Genomic DNA, 13,404 nt, shown 5'->3' with positions numbered 1-13,404 from the left:
CTCAGAGCTCGGGGGTACGCCGCCCCGGAAGGCCGCCGGACGGGTCCACGCGCTCCTGCTGCGCCGCCCGCAGCACGCCGCCCCGCTCGTCGCCGAGCCCGCGCGAGGGCCCCTGGCAGCCCTGGGCGGCGGCGATGCCCAGCGCCACCAGCAGCGTCACGACCACGAACACGAACAGGCGCTGGCGCAGCAGCCGGGGATTGGCGGGCCGCCGCCAGCCGGTCCCCGTCGTCCTGGACCCCGTACGGCCGGCTCCGCCGCGCGGTGCGGACCGGCCACCGTCGTTGCGGGAGGCGTTCCGGCCGGTCGTGTCGCGGGAGGACGGCACGGGCCGGGACCCGGACCGGGCCCCCGTACCGCCGCCCCGCGACGGCGTACCGCCGCGCGAGGGACCGGAGCCACGCGCAGGCGTTCCGCCCCGCGACGGAGCGGAACCCCTAGGCACCTGCCCCCGTGACGCGGACGCGCCGCGCGGCGGGGGAGTGCCCTGCGCGCCGGGCCGGCCCTGCGGTCGCCGCTGGGCACGCTCCGGGTAGGTGTCGGCGAGCCGCCCCGTGGGCACGTCCGCCTCACCACTGCGCGGCGCGGGCGGCCGTACGTCGGCCATGCCCTGGGCCTCCCGGGCGGCGATCTCCTTGAGCCGCAGCGACAGTTGCAGGGTGCTGGGGCGTTCCTCGGGGTCCTTGGCGAGGCAGGCCCGCACCAGCGGGGCGAGCGCGTCCGGGACCCCGTGCAGCTGGGCCTCCTCGTGCACCACGCGGTAGAGCATCACCTCGGAACTGCCGTGCCCGAAGGGCGAGTCGCCCATCGACGCGTACGCCAGCGTGGCACCGAGCGAGAACACGTCCGTGGCCGGGGTGACGGCGGCCCCGCGCACCTGCTCCGGCGCGAGGAACCCGGGGGAGCCGACCGCGGTGCCGACGTGCGTGAGGGTGGAGGCACCGGTCGCCCAGGCGATGCCGAAGTCGATGATCCGCGGCCCCTTCGGGGACAGCAGGATGTTGGACGGCTTGAGGTCCCGGTGCACCACCCCGGCCTCGTGCACGGCGACCAGTCCCTCGGACAGCGCGGCACCCACGGCCGCGACGTCGGCCGCGACGAGCGGGCCCCCGTCGACGACCTTGTCGTGCAGGGAGGGGCCGGGGACGTACTGCGTGGCGAACCAGGGTCGGTCCGCCTCCAGGTCCGCGGCGACCAGCCGGGCCGTGCAGCCCCCCCGGATGCGCCGGGCCGCCGACACCTCGCGCGCGAACCGTGACCGGAACTCCTGGTCCTCCGCCAGGTCCGGCCGGATGACCTTCAGCGCGACCCGCTGCCCCTTCTTGTCGGAGCCCAGGTAGACCACGCCCATTCCACCCGCGCCGAGCCGCCTATGAAGCCTGAACGAGCCGACGACGCGCGGGTCCTCGCGCCTCAGGCGCATCATCGCCATGTTCATCCCCGCTGCCCGGTCCCTGTGACGTGCCACAGCTTACGTTTCCACGGCCGCCCGCGCGCAGAGGCCGCGCCCTCTCGCGAGAACGGATTGTCAGTGCCCGGTGCGAGAGTTGAGAGGCGGTCAGCGCATCCGGGGACGCGGCGGCCACGCCCCGTCCTTGATCCCAACCGGCAGCCGGGGCGGGGGGATTGAGCCGGGAGAGCGGGACCGGCCGGTGACGGCCGGGCGCGGCGGGGCGAGGCCGCGCACGTACGGCGCGGTGGCGGGCCGAGTGGGCCCCGGGGCGGGCGCGGAGGCGTGCCGGGAGGTGATCGAAGTGAGGGAAGTCACCGGACAGTCCGGAGATACCGGCACACGCTGGGCACCCCGTCCGGGAAGACCCCGAGACCCGGGAGCCGGTCTCCACCCAGGGGAGTACTCGGCAGGTGACGGCTCATCCTCCGGGAGGCCCGGCAATCGGTACGAGGGCATGACGTCCGGCGATCGCCCGACGCCTAGATTTGAGGTCAAGCGGCGGGTGCAGCACTCGTCCCCCGAGGTCAGACACCCGCCGCTGCACGAGACAACGAAACGGTCAGGAGAGGGACCATGGCCCAGACGGTTCCGCGGACGCTGCTCCGCACCCGGCAAAGCCGCCGTCAAGGCCGTCGCCACCCCGCGGTGGCGACGCTCATGGCCCTGCCCCTGGCGGTCCTGCTCCTCCTCGTCTTCGACGGGTGGGAGACAGTGGCCACACAGGCGTCGTCCGTGGGTGCGGTGCTGGGGCGCTGAGCGGCGACCCCAGGCCCGGAAGAGCGGTCCGGGCGGGGACACCCATCCATGAAACCCCGTGGGGACGGGGGTGCGGCGGACGGCAGAATGCCGGCGCAGCTGGGGAGCTGCGCCGGCATTGCCTTTCCCCCGCACGGCGAAACTCCGACGCACGGCCACGACAACCGGCCCCCACGTGGCGCGGGTGTCGTGCGCGCCCCGACGACCGGCCCCCAGGGGGTGCGGGTGTCGTACGGCCGCGGTGACCGGCCCTCAAGTGGCGCGGGTGTCGTTCCGGCCCGGCGACCGACCCCCGGGGTATGCAAAGCGGGCCCGGCGACCAGCCCCCAGGCGGTACGGACGCCCCCTGGAAGGCGGAACCGGTGCCGGGCCGCGGGGACCTGAGCGGGACCGGTGCCGGACCGAAGAAGGACCAGTACGGGCCGGATCGGGTCGGGACCGGGACCGGGACCGGGGCCGGGCCCGGGGCCTGGCCGCCGCCCTGCTTGCGTACCCTCACCACGTGACCACGGACGCCCACGCCCTCCTCCCCGCCCTCGCGGCCCGCGTCAGGGAGACGGCCCACGCCCGCACCCCGGCCTGTCCCTGCGGCGCGGCCACCCTCGCCGACCGCCCCGACGCCACCGTTGTCCGGCACGCGGGCACCGTCGCCAAGGCGCACGCCGTGGACGCCGACCCCGCCGAGCTGGCCCTCCGTGTCACGGCCGCCGCCCACCTCCCCGGCGTGCTCCTGCCCCCGCTGGCCCCGACCCCCGCCGACCTGCACGGGCGGCTCGTCACGTACTGGCCCTACGGCGAGCCCGTCGACCCGCAGGACCCGGACGCCGCTCCGTGGGAGGCCGCGGCCACCCTCCTCGCCCGCCTCCACCGCACCCCGGCCCCCACCCCCGTGCCCCCGATGCGCGGCCCCGCGAAGGCGGCCCTGGCCGCGACCCGGCTCCGGGACACCGCCCCCGGTCACTCCGCCACCGCGCCCGTGCTCGCGGCCTGGGCGGCGCTCCCCGCCTGGGCGCGCGGCGAGGCCGCCATGCCGGACACGACCACCCTCTGCCACGGCGACCTCCACCTCGGCCAGCTCATACGCCACCCCGCTCCCGCGGGCCCCTGGCTGCTGATCGACGTCGACGACCTCGGCACCGGCATGGCGGCCTGGGACCTGGCCCGCCCCGCGGCCTGGTACGCCTGCGGGCTGCTCCCACCCGACGCGTGGCACCGCTTCCTGACCGCCTACCGCGCCGCCGACGGCCCCGCCGTCCCCGCCGACGGCGACCCCTGGCCCGCCCTGGACGTCCCCGCCCGCGCCCTCACCGCCCAGACCGCCGCCAGGGCCGTCACCAAGACGGCCCTGGAGGACCGGCCGCTGGACGAGGTCGAACGCGCCCTGGTCGACGCCTGCGCGCGCATGGCGTCCGTCCCGCCCGCGGCCCCTCGGGGTTGAGCCGAAGTTCCGCGAAGTAGGGTGCAACCGACCCGCGGCGGGACAGAGTCTGTCCTGGCGATACGCGAAGCAGGACCGACCGGCGAGGAGTTGAGCCGAGCATGCAGTGCCCCAAGTGCCACGCACCGATGCACACCTACAACCGCAACGGCGTTCAGATCGAGCAGTGCAGCGGCTGCCGCGGCATCTTCCTCGACTACGGCGAGCTGGAGTCGCTGACCCGCCTGGAGGCCCAGTGGTCCCAGCCCGCGCCGCCGGCCCCGCCCGCCGCCCCGCAGGCGTACCCGGCGGCCCAGCCCCCGGCCTGGGGCGCCCCGCAGCACGGCGGCCACGGTCACTACGGCCACCACCGCCAGAAGAGCTTCGGCCGCATGCTCTTCTCCAGCTGATCCGCCCACGACGAAGCCCCCGGCCGCTCGAGGCGGCCGGGGGCTTCGTTCCGTGTGGACGATACTGGGATTGAACCAGTGACCTCTTCCGTGTCAGGGAAGCGCTCTCCCGCTGAGCTAATCGTCCGGGAGTGGTGCGATTACTGCGTGCGCGATACTGGGATTGAACCAGTGACCTCTTCCGTGTCAGGGAAGCGCTCTCCCGCTGAGCTAATCGCGCGGGGATCCGTACGGATCGGTGATCCAGGCGGATCAGTGGACGATACTGGGATTGAACCAGTGACCTCTTCCGTGTCAGGGAAGCGCTCTCCCGCTGAGCTAATCGTCCTTGGAGGTGGAGACGGGATTTGAACCCGTGTAGACGGCTTTGCAGGCCGTTGCCTCGCCTCTCGGCCACTCCACCAGGAGTGCAGAAGGCCCGGGAGGCCCCCTGTTCCTGCGAGCGGACGACGAGGCTCGAACTCGCGACCTCAACCTTGGCAAGGTTGCGCTCTACCAACTGAGCTACGTCCGCCTGTCGGTTCGGTCCGCTTGCGCGGCCCGGCGACGTGATGAACTCTAGCGGATTCCGGGGCCAGCACAAAAACGCGTTTGCGCAGCGTGCTGCGGTGCGTCCGCTCGCGGACCAGGTCAGGGCACCCGGAAGGACACGTTCGGGTCATCTCGGGGCCACCGGCCTAGACTCGACAGCGTGCTCGGCCTCCCTCCCCTCGCCCGCTTCGGCGACCGTCTCGCCACCGGCCTCCTCGACGTCACGAGCGATCCCGCCGCCCTCGACTCCGAGGGGTTCTGGGCGGTCTGCGCGGACTTCGAAGGACGCCTGACCTGCGCACGCTTCGCACAGGTGCGGACCGAACCGGTTCCCGCGCCCACGGCGGGAGCGTGGCGGGGCCCCGCCGCCGGCGACTGGACGTCGTCGCTCGACCGCGCCGCGTACACAGCCGGCGTACGACGCATCCGCGCGCACATCGCCGCCGGCGAGGTCTACCAGGCCAACCTCTGCCGGGTGCTCTCGGCGCCCGTGGACCCCGGCGCCGACGTGGACGCGCTCACCGCCCTGCTGGCCCGCGGCAACCCGGCGCCGTATGCCGGAACGATTCGGCTGCCCGGGCACGGCGTCGAGATCGCCACCGCCTCGCCCGAGCTGTTCCTGCGCCGGGACGGCCGCACGGTCGAGTCCGGGCCGATCAAGGGGACCGGGCGGACCGAGGCCGACCTGCTGGAGAAGGACTACGCCGAGAACGTCATGATCGTGGACCTGGTCCGCAACGACCTGGGGCGGGTCTGCGCCACCGGCACGGTCACCGTGCCCGACCTGTGCGCCGTCGAGAAGCACCCGGGCCTGGTCCACCTGGTCTCCACGGTGTGCGGCGAGCTGTCCGCGGACGCCGGGTGGCCCGAACTGCTCGACGCCGCCTTCCCGCCCGGATCCGTCACCGGCGCGCCCAAGTCCAGCGCCCTGCGGATCATCGAGGCCCTGGAGACCGCGCCCCGGGGCCCGTACTGCGGGGGCGTCGGCTGGGTCGACGCCGACCGGGGCACGGGTGGGCTGGCCGTCGGCATCCGTACCTTCTGGATCGACCGGGCCACCGACGGCTCCGCGCGGCTGCGCTTCGGCACCGGCGCCGGCATCACCTGGGGCTCCGACCCGCAGGGCGAGTGGCGGGAGACCGAACTGAAGGCCGCCCGGCTGCTCGCGATAGCGTCGGGGGCGTACGAGGCGAACGGAACCGGAGAGGCGTTGGCGACGTGAAGATCTGGCTCGACGGCGGGTTGCAGGACATCGAGTCCGCCCGCGTCTCCGTCCTCGACCACGGACTGACCGTGGGCGACGGCATCTTCGAGACGGTGAAGGCGGTGGACGGCAGGCCGTTCGCACTGACCCGGCACCTGGACCGGCTGACCCGCTCGGCCCGCGGCCTCGGCCTGCCCGACCCCGACCTCGACGAGGTGCGCCGCGCCTGCGCCGCCGTCCTCGACGCCAACCCGATGCCGCTCGGCCGGCTGCGCATCACCTGCACCGGCGGCCACGGCCCCCTCGGCTCGGACCGCGGCGAACACGGCCCGACCCTCGTCGTCGCCCTCGGTGAGACCGGCCGCCGCCCCGACTCCACCGCCGTGATCACCGTGCCGTGGACCCGCAACGAACGCGGCGCGCTCACCGGACTGAAGACCACCTCCTACGCCGAGAACGTCGTCGCCCTGGCCCGCGCCCGTGAACGGGGCGCCTCCGAGGCGCTGTTCGGCAACACGGTCGGGCAGCTGTGCGAGGGGACCGGGTCCAACGTCTTCGTCGTCCTCGACGGCGAGATCCACACCCCGCCGGTCGCCTCCGGCTGCCTCCCCGGGATCACCCGCGCCCTGGCCGTCGAGTGGACCGGCGCCCGCGAGAGCGACCTCCCGCTGGACGTCCTGGAGCGCGCCGACGAGGTCTTCCTCACCTCGACCCTGCGGGACGTCCAGGCCGTGCACCGCGTCGACGACCGCGAACTGCCCGGCGCACCGGGACCGGTGACCGCCAAGGCCATGCGGATCTTCGAGGAGCGGTCCGGGGACGACCTGGATCCGTGACCCCGGAGCCGCGAAGCCGCCGATATTCGGCTGCCGTTCTCGTCCACGGTGGGTAGAACTGCGGTGATGACCACGACCCTGCGGCCGACCGAGCCGCTCCAGCGCACCGCCGACGGGACCCGTTCGCGCCACTACCAGGTGTGCGTGAACAGCCGCCCCGTCGGCGTGCTGCACCTCGGCACCTCGTCCTCCCTCGGCGACTCGGTGGCCGTGATCCACACGCTGCGCGTCGACGAGCCGGACCGGCGGCGCGGCCGGGGCACGGTGGCCGCGCTCGCCGCGGAGGAGGTGGCGCGGGCCTGGGGCTGCGGGCAGATCGAGGCGGGCGTCCCCGGCGACGCCGAGGCGGGCACCCGGCTCGCGCAGACGCTCGGCTACGTCCTGCGCAACCGCGCCATGACCAAGCCGCTCGGCGCCACCCCGCCCGTCCTGCCCGCGGGCAGCCGAACGCGGCCCATGACACCGCAGGACTTCGCCGCCTGGCAGGCGTACGAGTCGCAGCGGTACGCCCGCACCTGGACGGAGCGGGGCGTGCCCGAGGCCGACGCGCACGAGAAGGCCCGCCGCGACCACGAAGTGCTGCTGCCCCAGGGGCTGGACACCGAGAACGTGCTGCTGAGCGTGCTGGAACACGAGGGCGAGCGGGTCGGGGTCCTGTGGCTGGCGTTGCAGGACGACCGGGCCTTCGTCTTCGGCGTCGAGGCCGACGCGCCCCACCGGGGCCGGGGCCACGGCCGCACCCTGATGCTGGCGGCCGAGGCCCAGGCGATCAGCGCCGGCCGCTCCCTGATCGGCCTCAACGTCTTCGCGGGCAACACCCCGGCCGAGCGGCTCTACGAGTCGCTCGGCTACCGGACCACGCGGTACAGCTACTACAAGCCGCTGCTGTGACGGCGGGCGGCCGGCCCCGGCCGGGCCGCCGCTCCTCAGCCCGGCTGCCCGGCGAGCAGCCGGTCGGCGATCTCCTCGACGCGCTCGCGCAGCCCTTCCTGGCTCTTGCCGCCGTCCAGCCGCTCACCGCCGATCACGTACGTGGGGGTGCCGGTCACGCCGATCGCCTTGCCCTCGGCCTGGTCGGCGTCGACGATCAGGATGTGCCGGCCGTCGATCAGCGCCGTGTCGAACTCCTCCGCGTCCAGACCCAGTTCCCGGGCCACCTCGACCAGGAAAGGCTCTCCCGCGCGGTCCAGCTCCGCGACCCGGTTCAGGACGGCCTCGGTGTACGCCCAGCCCCTGCCCTGGGCGAAGGCCTCCTCGGCGGCCTGCGCGGCGGCGAAGGCGTGCCGGTGCTTCTCCAGCGGGAAGTGCCGCAGCCGTACGTCCAGACGGTCGCCGTAGCGGGCGCGCAGGGCACGGAGGTCGTCCAGAGCCGTGTGGCAGTCCGGGCACTGGAGCTCGCACCAGACGTCGAGGACGGGCACGGCGGGACGGGCGGGGGAGGAGTCGCTCATGCCCTCCATCCTCCCAGCCCGCGGCGCGCCGCCCCAACCGGCCTCGTACCGGGCCGACCGGCACCTGTGGAGGAGCCGACCCCGAGATCTCCCTGATCTCGGTCTCCCGGCATGGCCGCGCGGCGGGCGGACGGTGCAGGATGGAAGGGACGAAGTACCCATGCCCGACCGAGCCCAGCCCTGGAGGACCGGATGATTGCCGAGACCGTCTGCTCCGCGGTGTCCGCGGCGGGCCTGGGCATCGCGGCGGTCACCGCGTACCGCAAGCGCTTCCTCACCGCCGCCCGCATCGCCGCCTACGCACTGGTACCGATCGGCCTGGTGATGACGGGGGTCGTCGAGTGGCTGGCCGACACCGCCTTCAGCCCGGTGGCCTGGGCCGGCTTCGGAGTGCTGGGCGTGGCCTGGGTGCTCTTCATGACCACGCGCGCCGTGGAGCGCCGCCGCGGCGGCACCCGCAAGGAGCGCAAGGAGGCCCGGGCCGCGGCCCGGCGCGAGGCGGTGGCTCCCGGCGCCTCCGCGCCCTCCCTGGGCACCGGCCCCCGTCCGGCCGCCGAGCCCGCGTCCCGCCCGGCGAAGACCTCCCGGGGCGGTGACGACGACTTCAGCGACATCGAGGCCATCCTCAAGAAGCACGGCATATGAAGCAGGGGACTTGAAGCACGCCTGACGGCCGATGCCAGGGGTGAAACGACACAGCGGTCCCAGGTCGACAGCGCGTGCTCCGGAATGATCACGATCCGACCGGAGATTGCGACATTCAACCAACACGCGGTCGAAACGGGCGTGTTGATCGCGTAGACCCCGCCCGCTGCGTCATCATCGCGGCGAGATGCCGGACACCACTCAGCTGGATTCCCAGCTGGACACGAGACAGAGCGAAACCGCGCGGGTGCAGGACGAACCACGCGGCTGCCTCTTCGCCCTATCCCAGCCACCGCTCATGATCTTTCTGGCGGTGATCGGGTGTCTGCTGCTCATGGCTTCGTTGCACGATCTGCTGTTGCTGTGAGCCGTACCCGCGCTCCCCGGCGCCACCCGCCGGGGGCCGCGTCGCAGTCCGCGCCTCGGCCTGCGCACGGCGCCCCGAGAAGTGGCGTCAGCCCGCCGCCTCCTTGCGCCGGGCCCGGTAGGCGGCCACGTGCAAGCGGTTCCCACAGGTGCGACTGTCGCAGTAGCGCCGCGAGCGGTTCCGGGAGAGGTCGACGAAGGCGCGGCGGCAGTCGGGCGCCTCGCACCGGCGCAGCCGCTCCTGCTCCCCGGCCACCACGAAGAAGGCCAGAGCCATCCCGCAGTCCGCGGCGAGGTGGTCCGCGACGGAGGCGCCGGGCGCGAAGTAGTGGATGTGCCAGTCGTAGCCGTCGTGGTCGGTGAGCCGGGGCGTGGTGCCGGCGGCCGCGACCAGGTCGTTGATCAGTCCCGCCGCGGTCAGGGCGTCGGAGGCGGCGAAGACCGCCGCGAACCGGCCGCGGATCCCCCGCACCGCCGAGAGATCGAGGTCCGTGAGGACGCCGACCTCGCTGATGTCGTGCGTCGTCACGAATTCCTGGAGGGCCGCGACGTCCGGCAGCCCGTCCGGAGCCGATTCGTCCTCCGGCATCGTGTTCACCAGATCCACCACGGTGTCGAGCGCGCACCGGGTGTCGTGGGTGATCAGCACGTTTCGCTCTCCCTGGCCTGGGGGTCGGGCGGGCGCCCGCCGATGCTGGCCGATGGTAGTGGCTGGCGCGGCGGGCGAAACCGGCCGCGAGCCGGGTCCCGGTCGTCGGTTGCCCCTACAACGGCGGCCGGCGCCCCTTCGTTCCCCGTGCCGCGCACACCGCGGCGCCGCCCCCGCGGAGATCCGCGGCGACGACGCCGTGTGTGCCGTATGCGGTTGTCCGGGCCCGTGCCGTCACCCCGAGTCGACGGCGACGGGCGGCTTCACGCGGGGTCCCGCCCTAGCTTTCCGCCAGGATGTGCGAGAGCTCCTGATCGAGGTCGAAGTGCCGGTGTTCCGTGCCGGGGGGCACGGCGGCGTCTGTGCGCTTCAGGAAGGACTCCAGGGCCCGCGCCGGGGCCTCGAGCAGTGCTTCGCCCTCCGGGGAGCTGAGAGCGATGCACACGACGCCCTGGCCGTGACTGCGGGACGGCCAGACTCGGACGTCGCCGGTGCCCGTGGGGCGGTGGAGGCCTTCGGCGAGGAGGTCGCGGGCGAACACCCACTCGACGGTCTCCTCGGCTCCGGTGTGGAAGGTGGCGTGCACGGCGTAGGGGTCGGCCGTGTCGTACCGCAGGCCTGCGGGGACAGGCAGGGAGGACTCGCTCGACACAACGAGGCGCAGGTGCAGCTCGCAGCTGACCGTGGTGTTCATAAGCGCCAGGGCCTTTCGCTCAGTGTGCGCTCGGGGATTCGCACGTCGGCGAAATCGACATGCCACCTACGGTGCCGTTGTAAACCCCTCTGAGGGTTTTGCGTGTGTTTAGGTAACTCTTCCGGCCGAGAGATCGTTCGGGTCGTGCGCCCATTCCGGTGACAGGTTTCGCTCCGGTAGTGTTTGGCCGTATGAACACGGGGAGTAACAAGCCCGGCGATGCGGCCGTGGCGGCAGACCGTACGGGGACGGACGAGGCCACGACCGAGCGGGCGCTCGGTTCCCGGGCGCCGGAATTCGTCAAGGCGCGCCGTGCGCTGCACCTGAGCTGGCAGGTCGGGGTCTTCGTCGTCGGCCTCGCGGTCGTGGCGGCCGGCGTCGCCATGCTGGTGCTGCCCGGACCGGGCTGGGTGGTGATCTTCGGTGGCATGGCGATCTGGGCGACCGAGTTCGTCTGGGCCCAGCTGGTGCTGCGCTGGACCAAGCGCAAGGTCACCGAGGCGGCGCAGCGTGCCCTCGACCCGAAGGTGCGGCGCCGGAACATCATCCTGACCTCGATCGGCGTGGTGGTCATCGCCGTGCTGGCCGGGATCTACCTGTGGAAGTTCGGCCTGCAGCTGCCCTGGAAGATCAAGGACCAGTGATCGGCCGCGGGGGCCGCCGTCGCGGCTCCCGCTGGTCACGGGCGCTCCTGACATGGGGTAATGTTCTTCCTGCGTCCGGGCGATTAGCTCAGTGGGAGAGCGCTTCGTTCACACCGAAGAGGTCACTGGTTCGAACCCAGTATCGCCCACCGGATCATCAGGCGGCCCGGCTCACGATCGTGAGCCGGGCCGGTTTCGTGCGCGGTCCGGCTTCGTCCGTGGTCCCTCCGGGCGGGCCGGCGTTCCGCTTCCGCCCGCCTTCATCCAACCGTGACCTTCGGGGTCGGGGCGCCCCGCCGTCCCGCGGGCGTTCGGCCGGTCGGCCGCGCCGCGTCGACCTGGGGATTCCGGAGAGCGCCGAACGGTGCGCACCGGAAGGGTCCCGCGGACCGGTCGCGGCCGGGCCCAGCAATTCCTGTCCGAATCATTGACGCACTCCCGGGCCCTTCGTACCTTGTGCCAGCAAGCGCTTACTTGAAACGATTCATGAGGCGGACGCAACGTCGCGGGGAGGCTCGTATGCAGCAGGGCGGGAATGCGGAGCGGCAGGCCGGGAGGCGCACGATCCTCAAGGCGGCGGGGCCTCGCTGGCCGTCGCGGGGCTGGGGGCCACGGCCACCGCGTGCGGCGGCGGAAGCGGTTCGGGAGACGGAACGGTGACGATCCGTTACTCCTGGTGGGGTGCCGAGGACTTGGCGGAACGCATCAACAAGACCATCGCGCTCTTCGAGAAGAAGTATCCCAAGATCAAGGTCAAGACCGACTTCCAGCCGTACACCGACTTCTGGAAGAAGTTCAACACCCAGGCCTCCGGGGGGAATCCGCCGGACGTCTTCCAGAATGCCATCGGATTCCTGCGCAAATACGATGCCAAGAATGTCCTGCTCGATCTCGGCGGGCAGGTCGAGGCGGGAAACCTCTCCATGGACGGATTCCGCGCGGGCCTGGAGAAGTTCGGCGAGATCGACGGAAAGCTCCTCGGTGTGCCCGTCGGTTCGAACTCGATGGCCCTGGTCATCGACAGGCCCGTCTACACCCGGGCCGGTGTCACACCGGAACAGGGCTGGACGTGGGACGACTTCGACGAGGCGATGACGAAGGTCCGCGACAGGACCGGCCGGGCCGGTGACAGCGGCATGTACGGCGTCATGTACCTCTACGACCTGTACCTGCGTCAGAACGGCAAGGCCTTCTTCACCGAGGACGGACTCGGCTTCACCGAGGCGGACCTGACCGCGTGGTGGACCAAGGCGGAGAAGGACGTGAAGTCCGGCGCCTGTTCGCCGACGCCAAGAAGGTCGCCCAGATCAAGCCCAAGTCGGCCCTCTCCGCGGAACTCGCCGGCAGCGAGTTCACCTGGGACAACTTCACCGTGCGCTACACCTCCGAGGGCAAGAGCGAGTACGGTCTCGCGCCGATCCCCACCACGGACGGCAAGAGGACCGGCCAGTACCTCGGCTCCCTGATGCTCAGCGCCTACAAGCGCACCCAGCACCCCAAGGAGGTGGCCCAGTTCATCGACTTCATGGTCCACGACCCCGAGGTCGCCAAGATCATGGGTTACGACCGGGGCGTGCCCACGACCCAGGCCCAGTACGACGCCTACCAGCCGGCCGACCCGGTCAACAAGGCCATCGCCGCCTACGAGGAGTCGCTCGTCGAGGCCGGTGTGCTGGAGCAGATCACCCCGCACCCCAACGGGGCCGACATCTGCGAGGCCGCGTTCCTGCGCATCGCGGAGGAGATGGCGCTGGGCTCGCGGTCCGTCGAGGACTCGGTCGAGCAGTTCTTCACCGAGTCGAAGACGGCTCTCGCCGGCTGATGGGAAGCGCCGTGACACACGCCCCCGCGCTGGAGGGCCCGACGGACTCCGAGCAGCGGCGCGGCCCGGTGAGGCCCGCGCGCCCCGCCGGGCTGAAGCGGCGGCGCCGCCGGGAGAACCTGGCCGGATACCTCTTCATGTCCCCCTGGATCGCCGGGTTCCTGCTGCTGACCGCGGGCCCGATGGTCGCCTCGCTCTACTTCGTTCACCGACTACAACCTGTTCGACGCGCCCAGGTGGATCGGCCTGGACAACTTCTCCGAGATGTTCGGCGACCCCCGCTGGCGCCACTCGGTCCGCATCACCCTGTGGTACGTCGTGGTCGGCACGCCGATCAAGCTGATCGCGGCACTCGGGGTCGCGCTGCTGCTGGCCCAGAAACGGCGCGGGCAGGCCTTCTACCGGGCCGCGTTCTACGCGCCGTCAATGAGCCTCTTTCATCCTGTGCTGGTGGGTGAAATGGGCTGGTCAGCGGGTGTGGTGACGAGACAGGGCCCCTTGTCGTTGGCGTGGTGATCTCACTCAT

Annotated in this window: 13 protein-coding genes, 6 tRNA genes and 2 pseudogenes; 12 read left to right on the top strand and 9 right to left on the bottom strand. The window is 72.5% G+C overall.

Annotated elements, in window-relative coordinates; all coding sequences use genetic code 11:
- Window position 1: 1 nt before the first annotated feature.
- Entirely contained in the window at window positions 2-1,438 is a 1,437-nt protein-coding gene (locus IE94_RS0129255) for a serine/threonine-protein kinase (protein WP_037923854.1), read from the bottom strand.
- A 588-nt stretch (window positions 1,439-2,026) separates the two neighbouring features.
- On the opposite strand from IE94_RS0129255, the gene IE94_RS0129250 reads away from it, so the two are divergent.
- The 3 genes from IE94_RS0129250 (at window position 2,027) to IE94_RS0129240 (ending at window position 4,036) form a co-directional block, all read left to right on the top strand.
- Complete coding sequence (locus IE94_RS0129250) at window positions 2,027-2,209, top strand: hypothetical protein (RefSeq protein ID WP_030190144.1); 183 nt, start codon at window positions 2,027-2,029, stop codon at window positions 2,207-2,209.
- A gap of 502 nt (window positions 2,210-2,711) precedes the next feature.
- Window positions 2,712-3,647, top strand: a complete 936-nt coding sequence (locus IE94_RS0129245) for a phosphotransferase (RefSeq protein ID WP_030190141.1) — start codon at window positions 2,712-2,714, stop codon at window positions 3,645-3,647.
- A gap of 101 nt (window positions 3,648-3,748) precedes the next feature.
- Window positions 3,749-4,036, top strand: a complete 288-nt coding sequence (locus tag IE94_RS0129240; RefSeq protein WP_030190138.1) for a TFIIB-type zinc ribbon-containing protein — start codon at window positions 3,749-3,751, stop codon at window positions 4,034-4,036.
- A 55-nt stretch (window positions 4,037-4,091) separates the two neighbouring features.
- Here IE94_RS0129240 and IE94_RS0129235 read toward each other — a convergent pair.
- The 5 genes from IE94_RS0129235 to IE94_RS0129215 form a co-directional block, all read right to left on the bottom strand.
- A tRNA-Val gene (locus IE94_RS0129235) sits at window positions 4,092-4,163 on the bottom strand.
- A gap of 21 nt (window positions 4,164-4,184) precedes the next feature.
- Window positions 4,185-4,256: transfer RNA gene (locus tag IE94_RS0129230), tRNA-Val, on the bottom strand.
- A 36-nt stretch (window positions 4,257-4,292) separates the two neighbouring features.
- Window positions 4,293-4,364, bottom strand: a tRNA-Val gene (locus IE94_RS0129225).
- 1 nt (window position 4,365) lies between these two features.
- Window positions 4,366-4,439: transfer RNA gene (locus IE94_RS0129220), tRNA-Cys, on the bottom strand.
- A 38-nt stretch (window positions 4,440-4,477) separates the two neighbouring features.
- Window positions 4,478-4,550, bottom strand: a tRNA-Gly gene (locus IE94_RS0129215).
- A gap of 177 nt (window positions 4,551-4,727) precedes the next feature.
- Between IE94_RS0129215 and IE94_RS0129210 the strand changes: the two genes are divergently transcribed.
- The 3 genes from IE94_RS0129210 to IE94_RS0129200 all read left to right on the top strand — a co-directional run bounded on the left by IE94_RS0129210 (window position 4,728) and on the right by IE94_RS0129200 (window position 7,498).
- Window positions 4,728-5,789 (top strand): chorismate-binding protein, encoded by a 1,062-nt coding sequence (locus IE94_RS0129210; protein ID WP_030190136.1) that lies wholly within the window; start codon window positions 4,728-4,730, stop codon window positions 5,787-5,789.
- Window positions 5,786-6,607 carry an aminotransferase class IV gene (locus IE94_RS0129205; RefSeq protein WP_030190134.1) on the top strand — a complete coding sequence of 274 codons (822 nt, stop codon included), beginning with the start codon at window positions 5,786-5,788 and terminating at the stop codon, window positions 6,605-6,607. The genes IE94_RS0129210 and IE94_RS0129205 overlap by 4 nt, the downstream gene beginning before the upstream one ends.
- Before the next feature lie 66 nt (window positions 6,608-6,673).
- Window positions 6,674-7,498: a GNAT family N-acetyltransferase gene (locus tag IE94_RS0129200; RefSeq protein WP_030190132.1), complete on the top strand. Its 825-nt coding sequence runs from the start codon at window positions 6,674-6,676 to the stop codon at window positions 7,496-7,498.
- A gap of 35 nt (window positions 7,499-7,533) precedes the next feature.
- Here IE94_RS0129200 and IE94_RS0129195 read toward each other — a convergent pair whose 3' ends face one another.
- A complete protein-coding gene (locus IE94_RS0129195) occupies window positions 7,534-8,058 on the bottom strand; it encodes a DsbA family protein (RefSeq protein ID WP_030190131.1) in 525 nt (174 codons plus the stop codon).
- A 192-nt stretch (window positions 8,059-8,250) separates the two neighbouring features.
- On the opposite strand from IE94_RS0129195, the gene IE94_RS0129190 reads away from it, so the two are divergent.
- Window positions 8,251-8,703, top strand: coding sequence for a hypothetical protein (locus IE94_RS0129190; protein ID WP_030190130.1), 453 nt, complete (start codon window positions 8,251-8,253; stop codon window positions 8,701-8,703).
- Between the two features lie 187 nt (window positions 8,704-8,890).
- On the top strand, window positions 8,891-9,070 hold the full coding sequence (locus tag IE94_RS0129185; RefSeq protein WP_003977283.1) for a hypothetical protein: 180 nt from the start codon (window positions 8,891-8,893) through the stop codon (window positions 9,068-9,070).
- A gap of 87 nt (window positions 9,071-9,157) precedes the next feature.
- Here IE94_RS0129185 and IE94_RS0129180 read toward each other — a convergent pair whose 3' ends face one another.
- A complete protein-coding gene (locus tag IE94_RS0129180; protein ID WP_030190127.1) occupies window positions 9,158-9,718 on the bottom strand; it encodes a CGNR zinc finger domain-containing protein in 561 nt (186 codons plus the stop codon).
- Window positions 9,719-9,998: 280 nt separating this feature from the next.
- On the bottom strand, window positions 9,999-10,412 hold the full coding sequence (locus tag IE94_RS0129175) for an SsgA family sporulation/cell division regulator (protein ID WP_004002642.1): 414 nt from the start codon (window positions 10,410-10,412) through the stop codon (window positions 9,999-10,001).
- A 191-nt stretch (window positions 10,413-10,603) separates the two neighbouring features.
- On the opposite strand from IE94_RS0129175, the gene IE94_RS0129170 reads away from it, so the two are divergent.
- From IE94_RS0129170 to IE94_RS36200, 4 genes and pseudogenes are all read left to right on the top strand, one after another.
- Window positions 10,604-11,056 carry a TIGR02611 family protein gene (locus tag IE94_RS0129170; protein WP_030190122.1) on the top strand — a complete coding sequence of 151 codons (453 nt, stop codon included), beginning with the start codon at window positions 10,604-10,606 and terminating at the stop codon, window positions 11,054-11,056.
- Window positions 11,057-11,133: 77 nt separating this feature from the next.
- A tRNA-Val gene (locus IE94_RS0129165) sits at window positions 11,134-11,205 on the top strand.
- Between the two features lie 370 nt (window positions 11,206-11,575).
- Window positions 11,576-12,878, top strand: a pseudogene (locus IE94_RS36205) (ABC transporter substrate-binding protein).
- Window positions 12,878-13,307: pseudogene (locus tag IE94_RS36200) on the top strand (carbohydrate ABC transporter permease); the annotation flags it as partial. The pseudogenes IE94_RS36205 and IE94_RS36200, both read left to right, overlap by 1 nt.
- Window positions 13,308-13,404: the final 97 nt, after the last annotated feature.

Source organism: Streptomyces violaceorubidus, assembly GCF_000717995.1.
Classification (GTDB): domain Bacteria; phylum Actinomycetota; class Actinomycetes; order Streptomycetales; family Streptomycetaceae; genus Streptomyces; species Streptomyces violaceorubidus.
The sequence above is the reverse complement of the archived record's forward strand: the minus strand, read 5'-3'. Positions and strand labels throughout refer to the sequence as shown.

What these genes read in the sequence shown, in the direction of transcription:
- IE94_RS0129250 (WP_030190144.1), top strand. Translation starts at nt 2,027, where the DNA reads ATGGCCCAGACGGTTCCGCGGACGCTGCTCCGCACCCGGCAAAGCCGC.
- IE94_RS0129195 (WP_030190131.1), bottom strand. Translation starts at nt 8,058, where the DNA reads ATGAGCGACTCCTCCCCCGCCCGTCCCGCCGTGCCCGTCCTCGACGTC.
- IE94_RS0129170 (WP_030190122.1), top strand. Translation starts at nt 10,604, where the DNA reads ATGAACACGGGGAGTAACAAGCCCGGCGATGCGGCCGTGGCGGCAGAC.
- IE94_RS0129200 (WP_030190132.1), top strand. Translation starts at nt 6,674, where the DNA reads ATGACCACGACCCTGCGGCCGACCGAGCCGCTCCAGCGCACCGCCGAC.
- IE94_RS0129240 (WP_030190138.1), top strand. Translation starts at nt 3,749, where the DNA reads ATGCAGTGCCCCAAGTGCCACGCACCGATGCACACCTACAACCGCAAC.
- IE94_RS0129255 (WP_037923854.1), bottom strand. Translation starts at nt 1,438, where the DNA reads ATGAACATGGCGATGATGCGCCTGAGGCGCGAGGACCCGCGCGTCGTC.
- IE94_RS0129185 (WP_003977283.1), top strand. Translation starts at nt 8,891, where the DNA reads ATGCCGGACACCACTCAGCTGGATTCCCAGCTGGACACGAGACAGAGC.
- IE94_RS0129190 (WP_030190130.1), top strand. Translation starts at nt 8,251, where the DNA reads ATGATTGCCGAGACCGTCTGCTCCGCGGTGTCCGCGGCGGGCCTGGGC.
- IE94_RS0129175 (WP_004002642.1), bottom strand. Translation starts at nt 10,412, where the DNA reads ATGAACACCACGGTCAGCTGCGAGCTGCACCTGCGCCTCGTTGTGTCG.